The sequence below is a fragment of the Catenuloplanes japonicus genome, from assembly GCF_000717135.1.
GTDB lineage: Bacteria > Actinomycetota > Actinomycetes > Mycobacteriales > Micromonosporaceae > Catenuloplanes > Catenuloplanes japonicus.
In genome coordinates, this window is record NZ_JNXY01000009.1 from 261,443 (window position 1) to 279,336 (window position 17,894).

Below are 17,894 nucleotides of genomic sequence, written 5' to 3' on the forward strand. Positions count from 1 at the left end.
CACCATGTCTGACAACGACCTCACCCGCCGGACTCTGCTCCGCCGGACCGCGGCCGCGGGCCTGCTGGCCACTCCGGCCATGGGCCTCCTCTCCGCCTGCGTCACCGGCGGCGGCGAGGACGAGCCCGCCGACCAGGCGGAAGGCGAGAAGAGCGCGGAGAACCCGCTCGGCGTCGACGGCAAGGCCCCGCTCGAGATCGTCATCTTCAACGGCGGTTACGGCGAGAAGTACGCCACCGACGTGCACGAGCCGCTCTACAAGGCGAAGTTCCCCGAGGCGCAGATCAAGCACTCCGCCACCCAGGAGATCGCCACCACGCTGCAGCCGCGGTTCGCCGGTGGCACCCCGCCGGACTTCGTGAACAACTCCGGCACCAAGTTCATGGACTTCGGCACGCTGATCCAGGACGGCCAGCTGCAGGACCTGACCGAGCTGTTCGCGGCCCCGTCCGTGGACGACCCGGCCAAGAAGGTCTCGGACACGCTGGTCGCCGGCACGATCGAGTCCGGCACGTACAACGGCAAGCCGTACGTGCTGAACTACGTCTTCACCGTCTACGGCCTCTGGTACTCGGAGAAGCTGTTCAAGGACAAGGGCTGGACCGTGCCGGCCACCTGGGCGGACTTCACCAAGCTGCTCGACACGATCAAGGCCGCGGGCATCACGCCGTACGCGTACGCCGGCAAGAACGCGCCGTACTACCAGTACCTCGCGATCCTCACCTCGGCCGCCAAGCTCGGCGGCCCGGACGTGCTGAAGAACATCGACAACCTGGCCGACGGTGCCTGGAAGGCCGCGGCCGTCAAGACCGCCGCCACCCAGTGGGCCGAGATCGGCGCCAAGTACATGGACAAGTCCGACGAGGGCCTGATCCACACCGAGGTGCAGCTCAAGCAGAACCAGGGCAAGGTCGCGTTCTACCCGTCCGGTTCGTGGCTGGAGGCCGAGCAGGCCGCCTCCACCCCGGAGGGCTTCAACTACGCGGTCACGCCGATCCCGGCCGCGGACGGCGCCACGCTGGCGACCGGCCTCTTCGCCACCGCGGGTGAGCCCTACTTCGTCTCCGCCAAGGGCACCAACCCGCGCGGCGGCATGGAGTACGCCCGCCAGATGCTGTCCAAGGCCGGCGCCAAGGGCTTCACCGAGCTCAACAAGTCGCTGACCTCGGTGGCCGGCGCGGAGGAGGGCATCACGCTCTCTCCCGGTCTGACCAGCGCCTCCACGGTGCTGAAGGCGGCCGGCACGGGCATCTTCTCCTACCGCTTCGACGGCTGGTACAAGGAGCTCGACACCGAGCTGCGCACCGCCACGAACGCGCTGATGTTCGGCCGGGAGACCGCGGACCAGTTCTGCGAGCGGATGCAGAAGAAGGCCGACGCGATCAAGGCCGACTCGTCGATCACCAAGTTCACCCGCTGATGTTCGCCGGGCGGGGCGTCGCACCAGCGCGTCCCGCCCATCTTTCCTGAGGATCTGGTCCACATGCGGCACGGCAAGTACCCGTTCGTCATCGGGTTCCTCGCAGCCCCGGTGACGATCTACGTCGTCTTCGTCATCGCGCCGTACGCGCAGGCCTTCTACATGGCGTTGACGAACTGGCGAGGGCTGTCTCCCGGCAAGTTCGTCGGCCTGGAGAACTTCCAGCGGCTCTTCACGAACGACGATGCGTTCTGGAAGGCGTTGCAGCACCACGGGATCCTGCTGCTCGCGCTGCCGCTGATCACGATCATCATCGCGCTCTTCCTCGCGTTCATGCTCAACGTCGGCGGCGGTTCCCAGAAGGGGATCATGACCGGCGTCTGGGGTTCCAAGTTCTACCGCGTCGTCTTCTTCCTCCCGCAGGTGCTGGCGGTCGCCATCCTGGGCGTGCTGTTCCAGGCGATCTACCGCCCGGACGGCTCCGGCATGATCAACAGCCTGATCACCAAGGCCGGGCTGGAGCCGATCGGCTTCCTGATCGAGCCGAAGATCGCGCTCTGGTCGATCATCGCGGTGCTGGTCTGGCAGGCCGTCGGCTTCTACGTGGTGCTCTTCTCGGCCGGCATGTCCAACATCCCGAAGGACATCTACGAGGCCGCGATGCTGGACGGCGCCACCCGGATGAGCATGTTCTTCCGGGTCACGCTGCCGCTGCTGTGGGACACGCTCCAGGTCGCCTGGGTCTACCTCGGCATCGCCGCGTTCGACGCGTTCGCGATCGTCCAGACGCTCTCCGTCGACCAGGGCGGACCGGACGGCTCCACCACCGTGATCGGTATGGAGATCTACCGGAACGCGTTCACCTACTCCAAGTACGGCTACGCGTCCGCGATGGGCGTCGCGCTGTTCTTCCTGACCATCACGTTCGCCGCGCTGAGCCTCCGGGTCAGCCGCCGCGAATCGGTCGAGATGTAAGGCGGGACAATCATGGCAATCGACACCAAGCCGGCATCCAAGTCTGCCGCCCCCTCGCCGGAGAAGACCCGGCGCGAGGTCAACATCCTGGCCGGCTTCGGCCACGCGTTCCTCGCGGTCTGGGCGCTGCTCATCATCGCGCCGCTGATCTGGACGTTCCTCGCCTCGTTCAAGAGCAACGAGGAGATCTTCGGCGACGCCTGGACCATGCCCGGCGCGCTCCGCCTGGACAACTGGACCCGCGCCTGGTCCGAGGCGCACGTCGGCCAGTACTTCCTGAACAGCGTGTTCGTGGTCGCGCTCAGCACGGCCGGCACCATGCTGCTCGGCGCGATGGCCGCGTACGTGCTGGCCCGGTACAGCTTCTGGGGCAACCGGATCATCTACTACCTGTTCGTGTCCGGCCTGGCCTTCCCGGTCTTCCTGGCGCTCGTGCCGCTCTTCTTCGTGGTGCGCAACCTGGGACTGCTCAACTCGTACCTCGGCCTGATCCTGGTCTACATCGCGTACTCGCTGCCGTTCACCGTGTTCTTCCTGGCCGCGTTCTTCAAATCGCTGCCGAACTCGGTGGCCGAGGCCGCGACCATGGACGGGGCCTCGCACACCAGGCTGTTCTTCCAGGTCATGATGCCGATGGCCCGCTCCGGCCTGATCAGCATCACGATCTTCAACGTGATCGGCCAGTGGAACCAGTACCTGCTCCCGCTCGCGCTCCTCCAGGGCGAGGGCGCGGAGGACAAGTGGGTGCTGACCCAGGGCATCGCGAACATCTCCACCAGCGCCGGCTTCGACGCGGACTGGGGCGGCCTGTTCGCGGCGCTGACCATGGCGATCCTTCCGATGATCGTCATCTACGCGATCTTCCAGCGTCAGATCCAGTCCGGCCTCACCTCCGGCGCGGTCAAGTAGGTCTTCTGAGGGGTGGCCGGGTTCCGGCCACCCCTCAGAACCCCAGGTCCCTGACCAGCTCCGACACGGCCACCGCGTCCAGCGTCCCGAACTCGTTCCCGTGCGGCGCGATCCACACCCCCTCGACGGTCTGCTCCGGGTGCAGCGACGGCTCCCCGGCCTGGATCCCCGGACTGATGTCGACGACGATCTGTCGCCCGTCCGGCAGCGCCCGCCGGAACCGCGACTGATCTCCGCCGTCCCCGGCCGCATCCCGCTCCCACCCGCGCCTCTCAAGACCGATCAAAGACAGCGTGGGTACGACTCGGCCCGTCATCCCGGACAGCCGTGTCTGCGCCCGCTCCGTCGCGGTGAGCGTGAACACCTCGCGGCCGAGCTGCGGAAACGGCTGCACGATCTCGTAGTCCGCGAACACCTCGGACCACTCCTTCAGGTTGTCCAGCAGCGCCGGGTGCGCGAGCCGGACCACGGCGTCGTCCGCGAGCGTGAACGGCGAGTCGAGAACGGTGTCCCGGCGCCCGGCGGACACCAGCGCGGCGAGCGCACCGGTGGCCTGCCGTCGCGTGGTCGCCTGCGATCCGGGTGCTGCCGGGATCAGCGCGCGGGCGGCCGACTCCGGATGACGGCGCAGCCAGGCCAGCACGGCGGCGATGAGCTCCGGGGACGACCGCTCGTCGGGCGGTGTCATCGTCATCGCCTGCGCCGCCGCCTGCGCCGCCGCCTGCGCCGCCGCCTGCGCCGCCGCCTGCGCCGCCGCCTGCGGCTCCGGCTCGTAGACGGCTCCGCCCCGCCGTGGATGCACCATGTTCGCTCCTGCCCCGTACTCCCGGCGCACACGCTGACCGCGCCCTCCGACAGTTTCGCTGTCGTACCCGCGGCGCAGAATGGGAACGTGCTGGTTGCGGCGGTGACGGGGGAGGGCGGCGGTGGTCGCCTCGCCCCGCTGCGCCCGGACGGGGCACCCGCCGGCCGGGTCACGCCGGTCGCCTCGCTGGCCGGCGCGGTCTCGGTCCGCGAGCAGCGCGACCACCCACGCTGGCTCTGGTCCGCCACCGACGCGATCTACCCCGGGCTGCTGCGCGACGGCGTCCGCGTCGAGCGCTGCCATGACCTCGAGCTGACCGAGGCGCTGCTGCTCGGTCACGCCGGCCGCTGGGGTGAGCCGCGCGCGCTCCCGGCCGCCTGGGCACGCCTCACCGGCGGCCCGGTCCCGCGCGACCCGCCGCCCCGCCAGGCCGAGCCGCCCGGCGGCAGCCAGCCCGTGCTCTTCGACACCGCCCCGTCACCCGTCGCCGCCGGCGCGGATCCGCTCACCGCCGTCACCGAGGTCTACGCGGACCAGGTCGCCCGGATCGCCGCCACCGCCCACCCCGGCCGGTTCCGGATGCTGGTCGCGGCCGAGTCCGCCGGTGCGCTCATCGCCGCCGAGATGGGCCGCGCCGGCCTGCCGTTCGACGCGGCCGTGCACGACGAACTGCTGGTCGAGCTGCTCGGCCCGCAGTCCCCGGTCGGCGGCCGTCCGCGCCGGCTCGCCGAGCTGGCCTCGAAGATCAACGACGCGTTCGGGGTACGCGGCCTCAACCCCGACTCACCCGCCGAGCTGCTGCGCGCGTTCGCCAGATCCGGGTTCGACCTGCCCAGCACGCGCGCCTGGGTGCTGCGCGACGTGCGGCACCCCGCCGTCCCGCTCGTCCTGGAATACAAGGAGCTGCACCGCATCTGGACCGCCCACGGCTGGGCCTGGCGCGAGGCCTGGGTCCAGGACGGCCGCTTCCGCGCCGAATACGTGGCCGGCGGCGTCGTCTCCGGCCGCTGGGCCACCCGCGGCGGCGGCGCGCTGCAGATCCCCAAGGTCGTCCGCCGCGCCGTCGTCGCCGACCCCGGCTGGAAACTCGTGGTCGCGGACGCGGGCCAGCTCGAGCCGCGCGTCCTGGCCGCGGTCTCCGGTGACGCCCGCCTCGCCGCGGCCGGCGCCGCCGGGGACCTCTACGCCGCGCTGGCCACGGACTCGTTCGGCGGCGACCGGGCCAAGGCCAAGGTCGCGCTGCTCGGCGCCATGTACGGGCAGACCGGCGGCGCCGCCGTCCTCGCGCTCGCGGTGCTGCGGCGCAGCTATCCGCGGGCGTTCGACCACGTGGAGGCAGCCGCGCGCGCCGGTGAGCAGGGCGGACTGGTCCGGTCCTGGCTCGGCCGCACCTGCCCGCCCGCGCACGCGGACCTGGCATCGCTGTCCGGTGACACGGGCGGCGGGTCCGCGGAGGAGGGCGACGTGCCCCGCAGCCGGCCCGACGCGCGCGCCCGGGGCCGCTTCACCCGCAACTTCGTCATCCAGGCCACCGCCGCCGAATGGGCGCTGGTCCTGCTGGCCACGCTGCGTGGCGCCCTGGCCGGCACCGACGCCGAACTCGTCTTCTTCCAGCACGACGAGGTCGTCGTCCACTGCCCGGCGGATCAGGCCCCCGAGGTCGCTGCCGCGGCACAGGAGGCCGCCGACCAGGCCGGTCGGCTCCTCTTCGGCGACAGCCCGGTCCGCTTCCCCCTGGAACCGTCCATCGTCGACCGCTACGTCGACGCGAAACCCTGACGCCTTCCGGTACCTTTACCGATCATGACCGCGTACGACTGCGCACGCTGCGGCGAGCGCCACGACGGCGTGCCGTTCAGCTACGGCACGACGGCCCCGGCCTACTGGTCGGACGACCTGGCCTCGGACCGGGACAGCATGCTGAGCGACGATCTCTGCGTCATCAAGGGCGAACACCACTTCGTGCGCGCCCGCCTGGTCATCCCCGTGCACGACGCCGAGCACGACTTCACGTGGGGCATCTGGACCTCACTGAGCCGGGAGAGCTTCACCCGGATGACCTCGCTCCGGGAGACGCCCGGCCGCGAGTCGGAGTCGTCCTACTTCGGCTGGCTCTCCACAGAGCTGCCGGTCTACCCGCACAGCACGATCAACATCAAGCTCCGGGTCCACACCGCGCCGCTCGGCGAGCAACCGCACGTCCTGACCGAGCCGACCGGCCACCCGCTCGCGGTCGAGCAGCACCACGGCATCAGCACCGCCCGCGTCCACGAGATCGCGTCGCTGCTCCACCACGCGCAGGACTAGCCCGCCGGCGGCTCAGACGCGGCGGAGGACGGAGACGACCTTGCCGAGGATGGTGGCGCGGTCGCCGTCGATCGGGGCGTAGGCGGGGTTCCGCGGCTCCAGCAGCACGTGGCCGTGGCGGCGTTGGAAGACCTTGACCGTGGCCTCCTCGTCGATCATGGCGGCCACGATGTCGCCGTTGTAGGCGTCCGGCTGCTGGCGCACCACGACGATGTCGCCGTCCGTGATCGCGGCGTCGACCATCGAGTCACCCTGCACGCGCAGCGAGAAGAGCGTGCCGCGCCCGACCAGATCGCGGGGGAGCTGGAGCGTCTCCTCCGTGGTCTCCTCGGCCATGATCGGTGTGCCGGCTGCGATCACACCGACCAGCGGCACACCCACGGTCTCGTCGCCGTCCCGCCGGCCGCCGCCGCTGCTCTCCAGGAACATGCGCACATCCACCGGCCGCGTCGCCGTACGCCCCCGCCGCAGGAACCCCAGCTCCTCCAGCGCGCGCAGATGCCGGCTCACCGACGACGTCGACGCCAGCCCGACCGCGTCCCCGATCTCCCTGCTGGACGGCGAGTACCCGTGCCGCACCACCCAGTCCCGGATGACGCCCAGGATGGCGCGCTGACGATCGGTCAGCGTCGAGGTGTCGAGATCTTCAGCCCACAGCACCTGAGGATCTTGCCCCATCCCCGCCTCACCGCCGCTCAGGCGCGCCGACCACCCAGGGTGATTTACGCCCGGACTCCGGAAGGTCCCGCTCATCCTCCCGCTTCCGGCGCGGTGCGGCAGCGTTGTTCCCGCGGGCGCTTGCGCTTTTCTGGGGGCGACCCCAGACCCCGAGCCCGCTGACGCGATGGTCCGGCCCAGTGTCTTGCCGCCGGTATCCGTGCCGGCCTTGCGCTTTTCTGGGGGCGACCCCAGACCCCGAGCCCGCTGACGCGATGGTCCGGCCCAGTGTCTTGCCGCCGGTATCCGTGCCGGCCGGCGGATGGCGTCCGTGAACAGGGACGGGGACGTGTGGACCGCGAAATGGGTCTCGTCCGGCCAGATCTCGCGGGTCACGTGAGGTAACGCGGCGGCCAGACCGTCCATCGTGTCCGGTAGCGGTGGCCACGACGCGCCGCCCTGCAACAGCAGCACCGGGACCGGTACGGCCTGCCAGCGCACCAGATCCGTGCTGTCCGCGCCCATCGCCTCCAGGTCGGAGAGGCAGCCGGTCAGGCCGGGACCGCTGCGGGTCGTCGCCGCGAGCGCTTCGAGGAAGCGCGCGGGTGTCCGTGCGACCCGCTCGGCCAGCAGACGGGTCGCCGCCTCCGCATCACCGCGTGCGAGGTGTGCGCGGAACTCCGGGATCAGGGCGGCCACCTCCGCCCCGGCCGCGAAGAGCGGCGGCTCGAACAGCACCGCCCCGGCGACCTTCTCCGGGTACAGCACGGCCGCATGCAGTGCCACCGTCGCGCCGTAGGACGCGCCCGCCACATAGGCTCCGCCCGCGGCCGCCAGCACGGTGGCGAGGTCGGCGGCCTCGCCGGCGAACGTCTTCGCCCGCACTCCCGCGCCGCTCGGCGCGTATCCCCGCCGCGCATAGACCCACACCGTGAACTCGTCCGCCAGGCCCCGCGCGGCCCGATCCCACGACCACAATCCGCCCGCGGACTCGTGCACCAGCACCACCGGCACTCCTTGCCCGGTCCGGCGTACGGCCAGGGTTGCCCCGTCCGGCGCGGTCAACGACTCGACATCCACGGAGATGAGTGTCGGGCCTGTCGTTGTCGGTGACCAGTATGGGTTTGGTGCCACCTGTGGAACCGGAAGGAGGGGGTCGGCGACGGTCGGTGCCTGAGGCGCCATGTGCTTGTGTTTCGGCGTTGAGGTCTGGGTCCGGCCGCGATTGGCCGGGCGTTGGTGCGCCAGATATTTCGCGCTATTGATTGCTTTGGGTGGGCTGGTTGCTGTTTTGTCTCCGGCGGTCTCCGGCGGGCCTCCGACGGGCCTCCGGCGGGAGCCTCCGACACCGGGGCGGCGGAAAGGCCACTTCAAATGCTGAGCTTCGATGCCGACGTGAGGGCCCGGTAGGCGCGCGGGACACTATTTCATGAAATTTCGGGCGCGGAGTGCCTGGTTGATTGCGGCAGCCCTGACGTACCCGATGATGGCTCCTTTATGGTGAGATTTCGGGCGCGCAGCGCCCGCTCCCGCCCGGAAGCCCTTCGCGGTGAGCCCGTGGGTCACGATCCAAATAGGCCGAGCGGCGTTGGACCGGTGCCGACGGAAGCATGCGGAACCGGACCACCACGTGAGCGGGAAGATCTGGTTACTCCAAGAGCGACAGCACGTCGGACGGCGTCGCCGCCACGAGGTGGGCGAGCTCCGCGGAGCCCCCGAGATCCGGTGACGACCAGGCGGCCGCCACCGCCAGCGCCCCGCCCCGGCGCGCGGCCAGGAGGTCGAGCGGGCTGTCGCCGACGTATGCGACGCGGGACGCGTGCACGCCCAGCGCCTGGCACGCCCGCAGTACGCCGGACGGGTCCGGTTTCGGCGCCGGGACCTCGTCGCCGCCGACGATGACGCGGAAGTAGCCGAGCAGTCCGCCGAACCCGAGCAGGATGCGCGCGGCCTGGCGGCTGGCGCCGGTGAAGACGCCGAGCCCGGCCCGCTGACCGGCTGCGGCGAGCAGGTCCGTGACGCCGGGGTAGACCGGCACCCGATCCGCGGCGTCCGCCAGCAGTGCGTGATATCGCCGCAGCTCAGCGGCGGTGGCGGCGCGCCCGAGCAGCCGCGCCAGGACCGCGGCCGGCGGCCCGGCGGGGAACGCGGCGAGGACGGCCGCGTCGCTGAGTGCAGGGTCGGCGACGGTGTCCCGGTACGCCGAGATCACGATCTCGTGCGAGTCCAGCAGCGTGCCGTCCATGTCGAACACGATGGCGTCCACGGACCGCTGCATGGCGGACAGATTAGGCGTTCGCCAGCCACTGGCCGTAGGCGGCGGCGAGCGGCGCGCGCATCCGGGACTGGGAGAGCAGCCAGGGGTTGTCGAGCCACTGGTCGATCGCGCCGATCTCCGGCGGCAGCCGGCGCAGCAGCGGGTCGGTGAGGCCGTCGGTGAGCGCGGCCGGGACCTCCGGCCGGACCGCGCGGTAGGGGCGGCCGAAGAACGGGCCGATGCCGTCCGCCGGGGTCGGCAGGCCCATCGCACGCTGCCGGTGCAGCAGCACGCGCACGGCCGTGACCAGCGCGTCCTCCCGCACACGGGCGTCGCCGGTGTGCAGCACGGTGGCGAGCGGGCCGGTCAGCTCCGCCGCGATCGGCAGCCGGTGGAACGCGCGCTCGAACCACTTGTCGTAGGGCGCCCACGTGCGGCACAGCCGGAACGCCTGCCGCATCACGTCCTCGGCCAGCGTGCCGGCCATCCGGCGGGAGTGCAGCGGCTGACCGGTCGCGGCGGCGCGTGCGTGCAGCGGCATGCGGGACAGCCGGTGCCAGCCCGCGGCCAGCACGTACCGCTCGACCTCGGGCGGATAGTGGCTCAGCGACGCGCGCAGCGGGCCCAGCCAGGTGGTGGTGTCCGCGAAGACCGGGCCGCCGATGACCTCCAGCACGGCCTGGCCGGTCAGCATCAGCCAGTCGGTCGTCTCCGCCGGGTCGAACGCGACGCCGGTCCGCTCGCGCACCAGCGCGGGCACGGTCTGCACGTGCACCTTGTGCCGGGGCTGCCGCTCCCACGTCGTGCCGAAGCGCACCGGGTGGCCGCGGAACCGGTCGGGGAGTTCGCGTTCCAGCAGCGCGTCCAGGTAGGGCACCAGGTCCGCGTCCGCGTCGTCGAGCAGCAGGTGCAGCCGCAGGCCCCAGTCGTGGTCGCGGCTGAGCGCGTCGTCGAAGCCGAGCATGTCCGAGCCGGACCCGAGCCGCCCGACCGCGTGCGGCAGACGTGGCACCTCCGTGGCCAGCAGAGGCCCTACGATCTCGCGATGGTACGCCTGCGCGAGCGCGATCCCGGACTCCATGGATATGCATGATGACAGTGGGTGTGGCATTTCCCGCACTATTTTTCCTCCGGCGCGTCTCGGGGCCGGCCGCGGAAAATCCGGTGCGCCCGCCGTCCGCACACAACACCTGCGGCCATCCGCACACCCCCGTTCACCTGGTGGGATTCCGGATTCGAGCTGGCCGGCGAAGCTCGGTAACCTCCTCGTCATGCGGATTGGCATTGTCGGAGCAACGGGTCAGGTCGGCGGCGTCATGCGGCGCATCCTGGCGGAGCGCAACTTCCCGGTCGAGCAGCTGCGGCTGTTCGCGTCGGCACGGTCGGCCGGGCGCACGCTGCCCTGGGCCGGCGGCGAGGTGACGGTGGAGGACGCGGCCACGGCCGACTTCTCCGGCCTCGACATCGTGCTCTTCTCGGCCGGCAAGGGCTCGTCCAAGGAGCTGGCGCCCACGGTCGCAACCGCCGGCGCCATCGTGATCGACAACTCGTCCGCCTGGCGGATGGACCCGGACGTGCCGCTGGTCGTCGCGGAGGTCAACCCGCAGGCCGCGCAGGACCGCCCCAAGGGCATCATCGCGAACCCGAACTGCACCACCATGGCCGCGATGCCGGTGCTCCGGCCGCTGCACGAGGAGGCGGGGCTGGAGGCGCTGGTCGTCGCCACCTACCAGGCCGTGTCCGGCGCCGGGCTGTCCGGCGTGTCCGAGCTGTCCGACCAGGTGATCGAGGTCGCGGCGCGGGCGGCGGAGCTGACCCACGACGGGTCCGCGGTCGAGTTCCCGGCGCCGAAGCAGTTCTCCCAGCCGATCGCGTTCAACGTGCTGCCGCTGGCCGGCGCGATCGTGGACGACGGGCTGAACGAGACGGACGAGGAGCAGAAGCTCCGCAACGAGAGCCGCAAGATCCTCGGCATCCCCGGCCTGAAGGTCTCCGGCACCTGCGTGCGCGTGCCCGTGTTCACCGGCCACTCGCTGCAGATCAACGCGCGGTTCGCCGGTCCGATCACGCCGGCTCGTGCGCGGGAGATCCTGGCGTCCGCGCCCGGCGTGCTGCTGGAGGAGGTGCCGACGCCGTTGAAGGCAGCCGGTCAGGACCCGACGTTCGTGGGCCGCATCCGCGGCGACGAGACCGTGGAGCACGGCCTGTCGTTCTTCTGCTCCAACGACAACCTGCGCAAGGGCGCCGCGCTGAACGCGGTGCAGATCGCCGAGCTGTTCGTCTGAAGCGTGTCCCTGGGGCCCGGTCAGGGCTCCAGGGCCAGCACGGACTCGTACGGGTCGACCGCGTAGAGCCGGCCGTACGCCGGGACGATCGTGCCGAAGATCCCCTCACGGCTCATCACCCGGTCCCAGAGGATGTGGCCGTCCGACGCGTCCAGCACCGCGATCCGGGTGTCCTGCGCGCGCCACAGCTGCGCGAACACCAGGCCGCCGCCGGCCGTGACCGGGCGCGGATCGCCGTTCGTCCGGATCGACCAGAGGATGCTGCCGTCAGCCGGGTCGAGCGCGCGGAGCGTGTTGCCGGCGCCCGTATAGACCACGGACGGCGTGTCCCGCTTGGTCGTGCGCTGCGGCGCCACGGACACGCTCACGTAGGCGAGATCCTTCCGGCACCAGCGCTTGCCTCCGGTCGCGGCGATCCAGGCGCACAGCTCCTCGCCCTCGATCGCGTAGACCGTGTCCTCCGTGACCACCAGCTCGGAGATCCCGCCGCGGCTCGCCGGCGCGCCCCAGCGGGGTGAGCCGGTCCTCGCGTCGAACGCCACCGGCCGCGTCCCGGAGCTGTCGCGCATCGGCCAGACCAGCGTGCCGCCCGCGACGGCCGGTGCCTCGTACTGCAGGTCACCGGCGACGTCGGACTCCCACGCCAGCGTGCCGTCGCTCAGCCGGTACGCCTGGAGCCGCGACTGCGCGCAGTCGTAGTGACAGTCCATGCCGCCGCCGACGAAGACCAGCCCGTCATCCACGGCGAGATCGTCGGCCTGCCGGTCGGTGCGCAGCGGCACGCGCCAGCGCAGCCGGCCGTCCGGGGTGTAGGCGCGCAGCTCGTGCCGGTTCGCCATGTCCGACGCGACGGTCACGATCGTGCCGTTCACGGCCGCGGGCTGGCCCAGCCATCCGTCGGCCTCCACCCCGAAAGGCAACGCCGCGCCGGTACGGGCATCGAGCTTGACGATCGCCGACCCGGCACCCTCCACGGAGACGGGCAGGTAGAGCGCGCCCCCGGCCGCGGCCAGCGTGCCGCGCGGCGTGCCGGTGATCTGCCAGGCCTCGTGCAGCCGGGTGGCGTTGGTGGTGCTCAGCCCACCGGTGAACGGCTGGTATCCGGTATTCCCGGCATCGCCGTGACCGTGCGTCCAGTCGCCGGAGAGGTGGGTGCCGGTTTCAAGGCCGGCGGGCTTGGCCGCAGCGCTCTCGATCGCGGTTGCCGAGGGCGTGGTGATCGAGGGCGTGGTGATCGAGCGCGTGGCAGCCGTGGACATCGCGATCGCGGGCGTGGGGGTGGCCGGGCCGTGGACCGCGAGCAGCGTGGTCAGCGCGGCGGCGAGCAGGCAGCGTCGTCTCATCGTTCCTCCGGAGCCGGCCCCGCCTTCCGAATCCGACAAATCGGAAATGGGGTGGGTCGAGCCTAGGCCGCTGCCCACCCGGTGCCCGGCTGCCGCGCCGACCCAAGGGTTGTACGTACCGGTGCGGCTGACACGCGCCGCCGGTCCGGCGGCTGCTCGCCGGGCCGGGCGCGACCGCGCCGACCGGTGCGGACGGCGCCTGGGCGGCTGCCTGCTCGCCCGTCGCGCCGACCGGGCGGCCACGTCGCGCGGCTGCCGGGACGCGGACCTGCTCGACAGCGCCGGTCGCCCCGCCGTTCCGCGTGGCGCCCGTCGGGTCAGCTCGGCCGCGTCACCTCGAGGATCGTCCCGGTCAGCCGGTCGTAGCGGTACACGACGCGCTGGATGTGGTGGCCGGGCGCCTCCAGCCTCCCCACCAGCGTGACCAGCACCCCGCCGGTCACATTGTCGTCACTGCGGACCCAGCGCCACGGCGCGCCGCCCCGCAGCACCGTCACCTCCGCGCCGAAGTTCCCGCCCGGCGACGTGATCGAGTAGACCGGCCCGCCGTTCGGGCCCGCGACGTCGAGGCCGCCGTCCGCCCGGATGGTCATCGTGACGATCAGCGCGCCCGCCGGATCCTTGATCTGCGCCGGATCGCCCGCGTAGAACGCGGTGCGCCCCCGGCCCTGGACGTCCATGCCGTTGTAGAACGTCTTCCCGGCCGCGTCGATCCAGAAGTGCGGCACGTGCGCGCCGGCCGCGCCGAAGCCCGCACCCGGGTAGTAGGACAGGTGCCAGTGCGGCGGGTTGTCCGGATGCAGCGGGTTGTTCGTCTCGAAGCCCATCAGCGCGAAGAAGTGCCCGCGCCGCCGTGCCTCCGCGGCCAGCCCGGAGTCCTGCAGCACCAGGTTCGCCGCCACCATGTAGTTGATCACCGAGGCCGCCTGGTTCCCCGGCCACGCCACGCCGGTCCACGGGCCCGCCACCCGGTCCGGGTCGTTGTGCTCGACCCGCCAGTAGACGCCGGTCGCCGTGCTCCCGCTCGGATAGGAGAAGACCTGCAGCGTGTTCTGATTGACGGAGGCGCCGCTCAGCGTGAGCGTGAAGCGGACGGTGGAGCCGTCCCGCGTGACCGGCACGTGCGCCTTGCCGGAGATGACGTCCGCGACCGTCTGCCCCTCCCACGCCACGGTCACGGTGACCGGTCCGGCCGGCCCGCGGACGAACGCGAAGTACTCCGCCCGGCTCGGCGCGTTCCGCAGGATCTCGTAGCCGACCGGCAGGAACACGGCCGGCGTCTCGGGGGTGCCGGCCGCGGCGCGGACGACCCGGAAGCCGCCGTAGCCGACCGCGGGCGCGGCGGCGGCCGGAGCGGGCACGGACCACAGCAGCAACGCCAGGACCAGCAACCTGATCTTCATGCGCTGAGGCTAAGTGCCGACCATAAATGCCGGGTGGGAACCCGGAAAACAATCAGGGGGTACGCGGGCGCGCCGCGTACCCCCTGATGATCTTGATCTAGATCTCGATGTTGAAGCGGTGGAGTATCGCGCGGCCGAGCAGTGCCGCCGCGGACGCCAGCGCGATCACCGTGAACGCGCCGCGCAGCCAGATCGTCTCGAACTTGCCGCCGACCTTGATGGCCCAGTTGTCGTTGATGCCGATCATGCGCCACATCCGGCCCTTGCCGGTCGGGATCGGCCAGAGGATCGGCACGCCGGATTTGGTGATCATGTCGCCGAACAGGTGCATCACGCAGCCCAGGCCGATCGCCACGCCCAGCATCGGATAACCGCGATCGCTGTCCAGCTGCGTGAACGCGAACCACGCCGCGCCCGCGGAGACCAGCGTGATCACGACCCAGCCGGCCTTGTCGGCCCACTCGTCGAACACGCCGCGCAGCGCCAGGCCGATCATGAAGAACAGGATGCCGAGCACGGCCCACTTGCCGAACGCGTCGCACAGCGCGCCGGTGCCCCAGCCGATCAGCGCGGCGAACGGCAGCGTGTGCGTGAACGTGCGGTGCCCGTTGTCGCGCTTCGGGTCCTTGCTCAGCCGCGTCGCGGTGTAGACGCCCAGCGAGAACTTCTCCACGACCTCGGCCACGAACAGCGAGAACACGCCGAACGTGCGGGCCACGGTCGCGCCGCCCTTGTTCTTGGTGACCTTGCCGGAGATGTCGATGTCCGGGAGCAGCGCACCTCCGGCACACATGGCGGTCCCGACCGCGATCGCGACCGGAGACTGCTCGTAACCGGCGAACTGGTCCAGCGCCCAGCACCCGGCCAGCCAGGCTGCCGCGCCGGACAGCGCATGCTGCGGCCCCATCATCGTGCGTACCCTCCCCAGGGTGTGCCCGCGCGCACCGTCCGTCAGCGCCAGTCGCCTCCGGGGCTCGCGGGCCCGCCACACTGTGTCAGGTCAGCCGTTCGTGATCAAACACCGCCACGGGTCCAATTAAGACACGTGTCGGAAGGCACGTCCGTGGTGGTACGGACGACGGCCCTCGGGACCCCACGGCCCGTGTCCGTGCCAGTCGCGGGCCTGCCAGTCCGCGCCGTGCCGGACGAACGAGGCGTGCTTGACGATGCTCAGCACCATCGGGACGATGATGAAGATCGGCCAGAAGAAGTGCGCGCCCGCCGCGGCCCAGATCGCGATCAGCACGCCGCTGACCAGTGCGACGCCGCTGACGTGCCCGCCCAGCCGGCGCCGGGCGAACGCGCGGTGCTCCGGCGTGCGGGACAGCGCCGGCCACCCCTGACCGGGCAGATCCTCGGTCAGCGGCGCGAGCTCGTCCCGGTAGACGGCCGCGTAGACCGCGGTCATCCGCTGCTCACCCTCGTCCAGCGGCAGCCGCCCCTCACCCATCGCGGCACGCAGGATCTCCGCCGTCTGCTCACGCTCCGCGTCCGACGTGCGGATCCTGCCGGTCTGTGTGGCTTCCATGATGTCCTCCCGGTCTGTGTGGCCGGGTCCCAGCGTGCGCGCCGGAGGGGGAGCGGCACGTCGGGCCGCGGGCGTCACTTCCGGCGGTCCGTGCGGAGTGGGCGCACGCTCCGGCTACGCCGGGCGGAGTAGCTGAAGATCAACGACATACCGCCGCGAGGGTACGACGAGAGCCCGCGCTCCGGTGACGCCGCGCCGCCCTCCGGTGGCCTACCGTCGTGGACGTGCCTCACTCATCCGATCCGTCGTCGCCCGGTGGTGTGCCGGCCGGTGGCTCACCGGCCGGCGACGCCGCGCAGCCGGGTGTTACGCGTGGCGGCGCGCAGCCCGGTGCCGCTTCTGGTGCTGTGGCGGCCGGCGGCGCCCGGTCCGGCACTGCTTCTGGTGGTGTGGCGGCCGGCGGTGCGCAGCCTGGTATTACTCCTGGTGCTGCGGTGACCGGCGGCCCGCGGCCGGGTGCCGACCCTGGTGCCGAGCAGGCTGCCGCTCGGGCCGGGGGTGCGGCGCCGGGCGGGGGGCGTCGGCGGCGGTCGGCGCAGGAGCGGCACGACGACCATCTGCGCCGGGTCCGGGAACGGTCGGCGGCCCGCGAGCGCGCGCACCGGGAGCGTGAGGAGCACATCCGGCAGGAACTGCTGCGTCGCATGCGGCATCAGCAGGGGCGTCAGCGCGGCTGGCACCACGGCGGCGGCCCGCCCTCGTGGGGGAACCCGGAGCGGAAGAAGCCCGACTCGCCGGCCGGCGTCGCCGTCTTCGCCGCGCTGGTGCAGGTGCTCGGCGTCCGGGCGGTGGCCGGCAGCTGGGTCGCGTTCGAGCCGCTGATGATCGTGCTGCTGCTGGCCGGCCCGGTGGTCCTGCTGGTCCGCCGGCTGTTCCCGGTACTGCCGGTGGCCGTGGCCGGGGCGGCTGCCATCGCGTACACCCTGATGGGCTTTCCCGGAGGGCCGTATTTCTTCGCGCTGATCGTCGCCGTGATCAACGGCGTGCGCGCGGACCGGGCGATCCGCGTCGCGGCAGTGGCCGGCGGCGGCCTGCTGGCCTACGTGCTGGCCGGGCGGGTCTTCGCCGATCAGCTCGGCGTGTCGCCCGGCAACCGCCCGTCGATCACCGCGCTGGCGATCATCGCGCTGGTCACGATCGTCATGGTGGTCGGCGCCGAGGGCACGCGGAACCGGGAGATCCGGATCGCGGAGATGCTGCGCGCCGCTGCCGAGGAGGAACGTGCCCGCGAGGAGCAGGACAAACGGCAGGCCAGCGAGGAGCGGCTCAGCATCGCCCGCGAACTGCACGACGTGATCGGCCACCACCTGTCGCTGATCAACGTGCAGGCCGGCGTGGGCCTGCACCTGATGGACAGCCGCCCGGAACAGGCCCGCTCCGCGCTCGCCGCGATCAAGACCGCCAGCTCGGAGGCGTTGCGCGAGGTCCGGGCCGTGCTCGGCGCGCTGGCCGAGGAGGACGAGTCCGCACCGCGCGCCCCCGCGCCCGGCCTGGCCCGCCTGGACGCGCTCACCGAGGACGCGGGCCTGCCCTGCCGCACCGTGGTCCTCGGCACGCCCCGCCCGGTCCCGGCAGGGGTGGACCGCGCGGCGTACCGGATCGTCCAGGAGGCGCTGACCAACGTCCGCCGCCACGCCGGCAGCGCCGCGACCACGGTCACCGTCGGCTACACGCCGGCCGGCCTCGACCTGCGCGTGGAGAACCAGCCCGGCGTCGCGGACCCCGGCGTGCCACGCGGCTCCGGCATCGGCCTGCCCGGCATGCGCGCGCGGGCCGAGGCGCTCGGCGGGACGCTGGCCGCGGAACCGACCGCGTCCGGCGGATATATGGTCGTCGCGCACCTGCCCACGCCGGAAGGGACCGCCGCGTGATCCACGTGCTGCCGGTCAAGGATCACCCGCTGGCCCTGGCCGGCTCCCGCGCACGGCCCGAGACGTCCGGCGGTCCGCCGGCCGTGTCCGGCGTATATCTGCACGTCGGGCCTCTGCCCGTGTTGGAAGGGACT

At 71.9% G+C, this 17,894-nt stretch carries 16 protein-coding genes; 7 read left to right on the forward strand and 9 right to left on the reverse strand.

All coding sequences use genetic code 11. From position 1 onward, the window contains the following. Window positions 1-4 precede the first annotated feature (4 nt). The 3 genes from ngcE (at window position 5) to OP04_RS16080 (ending at window position 3,304) form a co-directional block, all read left to right on the forward strand. On the forward strand, window positions 5-1,420 hold the full coding sequence (ngcE, locus tag OP04_RS16070) for an N-acetylglucosamine/diacetylchitobiose ABC transporter substrate-binding protein (RefSeq protein ID WP_033340461.1): 1,416 nt from the start codon (window positions 5-7) through the stop codon (window positions 1,418-1,420). Window positions 1,421-1,483: 63 nt separating this feature from the next. Then, entirely contained in the window at window positions 1,484-2,395 is a 912-nt protein-coding gene (locus OP04_RS16075) for a carbohydrate ABC transporter permease (protein ID WP_033340462.1), read from the forward strand. Between the two features lie 12 nt (window positions 2,396-2,407). Next, entirely contained in the window at window positions 2,408-3,304 is an 897-nt protein-coding gene (locus OP04_RS16080; RefSeq protein ID WP_033340463.1) for a carbohydrate ABC transporter permease, read from the forward strand. Between the two features lie 34 nt (window positions 3,305-3,338). On the opposite strand, the gene OP04_RS16085 is transcribed toward OP04_RS16080, so the two are convergent. Further along, window positions 3,339-4,109: a DUF4132 domain-containing protein gene (locus tag OP04_RS16085; protein ID WP_033340464.1), complete on the reverse strand. Its 771-nt coding sequence runs from the start codon at window positions 4,107-4,109 to the stop codon at window positions 3,339-3,341. Window positions 4,110-4,196: 87 nt separating this feature from the next. Between OP04_RS16085 and OP04_RS16090 the strand changes: the two genes are divergently transcribed. Both OP04_RS16090 and OP04_RS16095 read left to right on the forward strand, forming a co-directional pair. Then, on the forward strand, window positions 4,197-5,888 hold the full coding sequence (locus OP04_RS16090) for a bifunctional 3'-5' exonuclease/DNA polymerase (RefSeq protein ID WP_051798005.1): 1,692 nt from the start codon (window positions 4,197-4,199) through the stop codon (window positions 5,886-5,888). Between the two features lie 24 nt (window positions 5,889-5,912). Further along, complete coding sequence (locus OP04_RS16095; RefSeq protein WP_033340466.1) at window positions 5,913-6,416, forward strand: DUF2199 domain-containing protein; 504 nt, start codon at window positions 5,913-5,915, stop codon at window positions 6,414-6,416. A gap of 12 nt (window positions 6,417-6,428) precedes the next feature. On the opposite strand, the gene lexA is transcribed toward OP04_RS16095, so the two are convergent. The 3 genes from lexA to OP04_RS16110 form a co-directional block, all read right to left on the reverse strand. Next, entirely contained in the window at window positions 6,429-8,153 is a 1,725-nt protein-coding gene (gene lexA / locus OP04_RS56985) for a transcriptional repressor LexA (RefSeq protein WP_198153844.1), read from the reverse strand. Window positions 8,154-8,721: 568 nt separating this feature from the next. Then, complete coding sequence (locus tag OP04_RS16105) at window positions 8,722-9,351, reverse strand: HAD family hydrolase (RefSeq protein WP_033340467.1); 630 nt, start codon at window positions 9,349-9,351, stop codon at window positions 8,722-8,724. Between the two features lie 10 nt (window positions 9,352-9,361). Next, window positions 9,362-10,411: a DUF4037 domain-containing protein gene (locus OP04_RS16110; protein ID WP_033340468.1), complete on the reverse strand. Its 1,050-nt coding sequence runs from the start codon at window positions 10,409-10,411 to the stop codon at window positions 9,362-9,364. Window positions 10,412-10,601: 190 nt separating this feature from the next. Here OP04_RS16110 and OP04_RS16115 point away from each other — a divergent pair, with 190 nt between their 5' ends. Further along, on the forward strand, window positions 10,602-11,615 hold the full coding sequence (locus OP04_RS16115) for an aspartate-semialdehyde dehydrogenase (RefSeq protein ID WP_033340469.1): 1,014 nt from the start codon (window positions 10,602-10,604) through the stop codon (window positions 11,613-11,615). 20 nt (window positions 11,616-11,635) lie between these two features. On the opposite strand, the gene OP04_RS16120 is transcribed toward OP04_RS16115, so the two are convergent. The 5 genes from OP04_RS16120 to OP04_RS16140 form a co-directional block, all read right to left on the reverse strand. Beyond that, a complete protein-coding gene (locus tag OP04_RS16120; RefSeq protein ID WP_033340470.1) occupies window positions 11,636-12,958 on the reverse strand; it encodes a PQQ-binding-like beta-propeller repeat protein in 1,323 nt (440 codons plus the stop codon). Between the two features lie 317 nt (window positions 12,959-13,275). Next, window positions 13,276-14,361 carry a hypothetical protein gene (locus OP04_RS16125; protein WP_157239878.1) on the reverse strand — a complete coding sequence of 362 codons (1,086 nt, stop codon included), beginning with the start codon at window positions 14,359-14,361 and terminating at the stop codon, window positions 13,276-13,278. A gap of 97 nt (window positions 14,362-14,458) precedes the next feature. Next, on the reverse strand, window positions 14,459-15,271 hold the full coding sequence (locus OP04_RS16130; RefSeq protein ID WP_033340471.1) for a metal-dependent hydrolase: 813 nt from the start codon (window positions 15,269-15,271) through the stop codon (window positions 14,459-14,461). Between the two features lie 126 nt (window positions 15,272-15,397). Further along, complete coding sequence (locus OP04_RS16135) at window positions 15,398-15,889, reverse strand: DUF1707 SHOCT-like domain-containing protein (protein ID WP_063746615.1); 492 nt, start codon at window positions 15,887-15,889, stop codon at window positions 15,398-15,400. 275 nt (window positions 15,890-16,164) lie between these two features. Continuing rightward, on the reverse strand, window positions 16,165-16,542 hold the full coding sequence (locus OP04_RS16140; RefSeq protein ID WP_157239880.1) for a hypothetical protein: 378 nt from the start codon (window positions 16,540-16,542) through the stop codon (window positions 16,165-16,167). Here OP04_RS16140 and OP04_RS16145 point away from each other — a divergent pair. Then, on the forward strand, window positions 16,534-17,760 hold the full coding sequence (locus tag OP04_RS16145; RefSeq protein ID WP_051798010.1) for a sensor histidine kinase: 1,227 nt from the start codon (window positions 16,534-16,536) through the stop codon (window positions 17,758-17,760). The genes OP04_RS16140 and OP04_RS16145 overlap by 9 nt on opposite strands. Window positions 17,761-17,894: the final 134 nt, after the last annotated feature.

Bases quoted from the DNA above. Each gene is read 5' to 3' on its own strand.
- OP04_RS16140 (WP_157239880.1), bottom strand. From the start codon at position 16,542: ATGCCGCATGCGACGCAGCAGTTCCTGCCGGATGTGCTCCTCACGCTC.
- OP04_RS16080 (WP_033340463.1), top strand. From the start codon at position 2,408: ATGGCAATCGACACCAAGCCGGCATCCAAGTCTGCCGCCCCCTCGCCG.
- OP04_RS16120 (WP_033340470.1), bottom strand. From the start codon at position 12,958: ATGAGACGACGCTGCCTGCTCGCCGCCGCGCTGACCACGCTGCTCGCG.
- OP04_RS16075 (WP_033340462.1), top strand. From the start codon at position 1,484: ATGCGGCACGGCAAGTACCCGTTCGTCATCGGGTTCCTCGCAGCCCCG.
- OP04_RS16095 (WP_033340466.1), top strand. From the start codon at position 5,913: ATGACCGCGTACGACTGCGCACGCTGCGGCGAGCGCCACGACGGCGTG.
- OP04_RS16115 (WP_033340469.1), top strand. From the start codon at position 10,602: ATGCGGATTGGCATTGTCGGAGCAACGGGTCAGGTCGGCGGCGTCATG.
- OP04_RS16145 (WP_051798010.1), top strand. From the start codon at position 16,534: ATGCGGCATCAGCAGGGGCGTCAGCGCGGCTGGCACCACGGCGGCGGC.
- OP04_RS16085 (WP_033340464.1), bottom strand. From the start codon at position 4,109: ATGGTGCATCCACGGCGGGGCGGAGCCGTCTACGAGCCGGAGCCGCAG.
- OP04_RS16135 (WP_063746615.1), bottom strand. From the start codon at position 15,889: ATGGAAGCCACACAGACCGGCAGGATCCGCACGTCGGACGCGGAGCGT.
- OP04_RS16110 (WP_033340468.1), bottom strand. From the start codon at position 10,411: ATGGAGTCCGGGATCGCGCTCGCGCAGGCGTACCATCGCGAGATCGTA.
- OP04_RS16105 (WP_033340467.1), bottom strand. From the start codon at position 9,351: ATGCAGCGGTCCGTGGACGCCATCGTGTTCGACATGGACGGCACGCTG.
- ngcE (WP_033340461.1), top strand. From the start codon at position 5: ATGTCTGACAACGACCTCACCCGCCGGACTCTGCTCCGCCGGACCGCG.
- OP04_RS16130 (WP_033340471.1), bottom strand. From the start codon at position 15,271: ATGATGGGGCCGCAGCATGCGCTGTCCGGCGCGGCAGCCTGGCTGGCC.
- OP04_RS16125 (WP_157239878.1), bottom strand. From the start codon at position 14,361: ATGAAGATCAGGTTGCTGGTCCTGGCGTTGCTGCTGTGGTCCGTGCCC.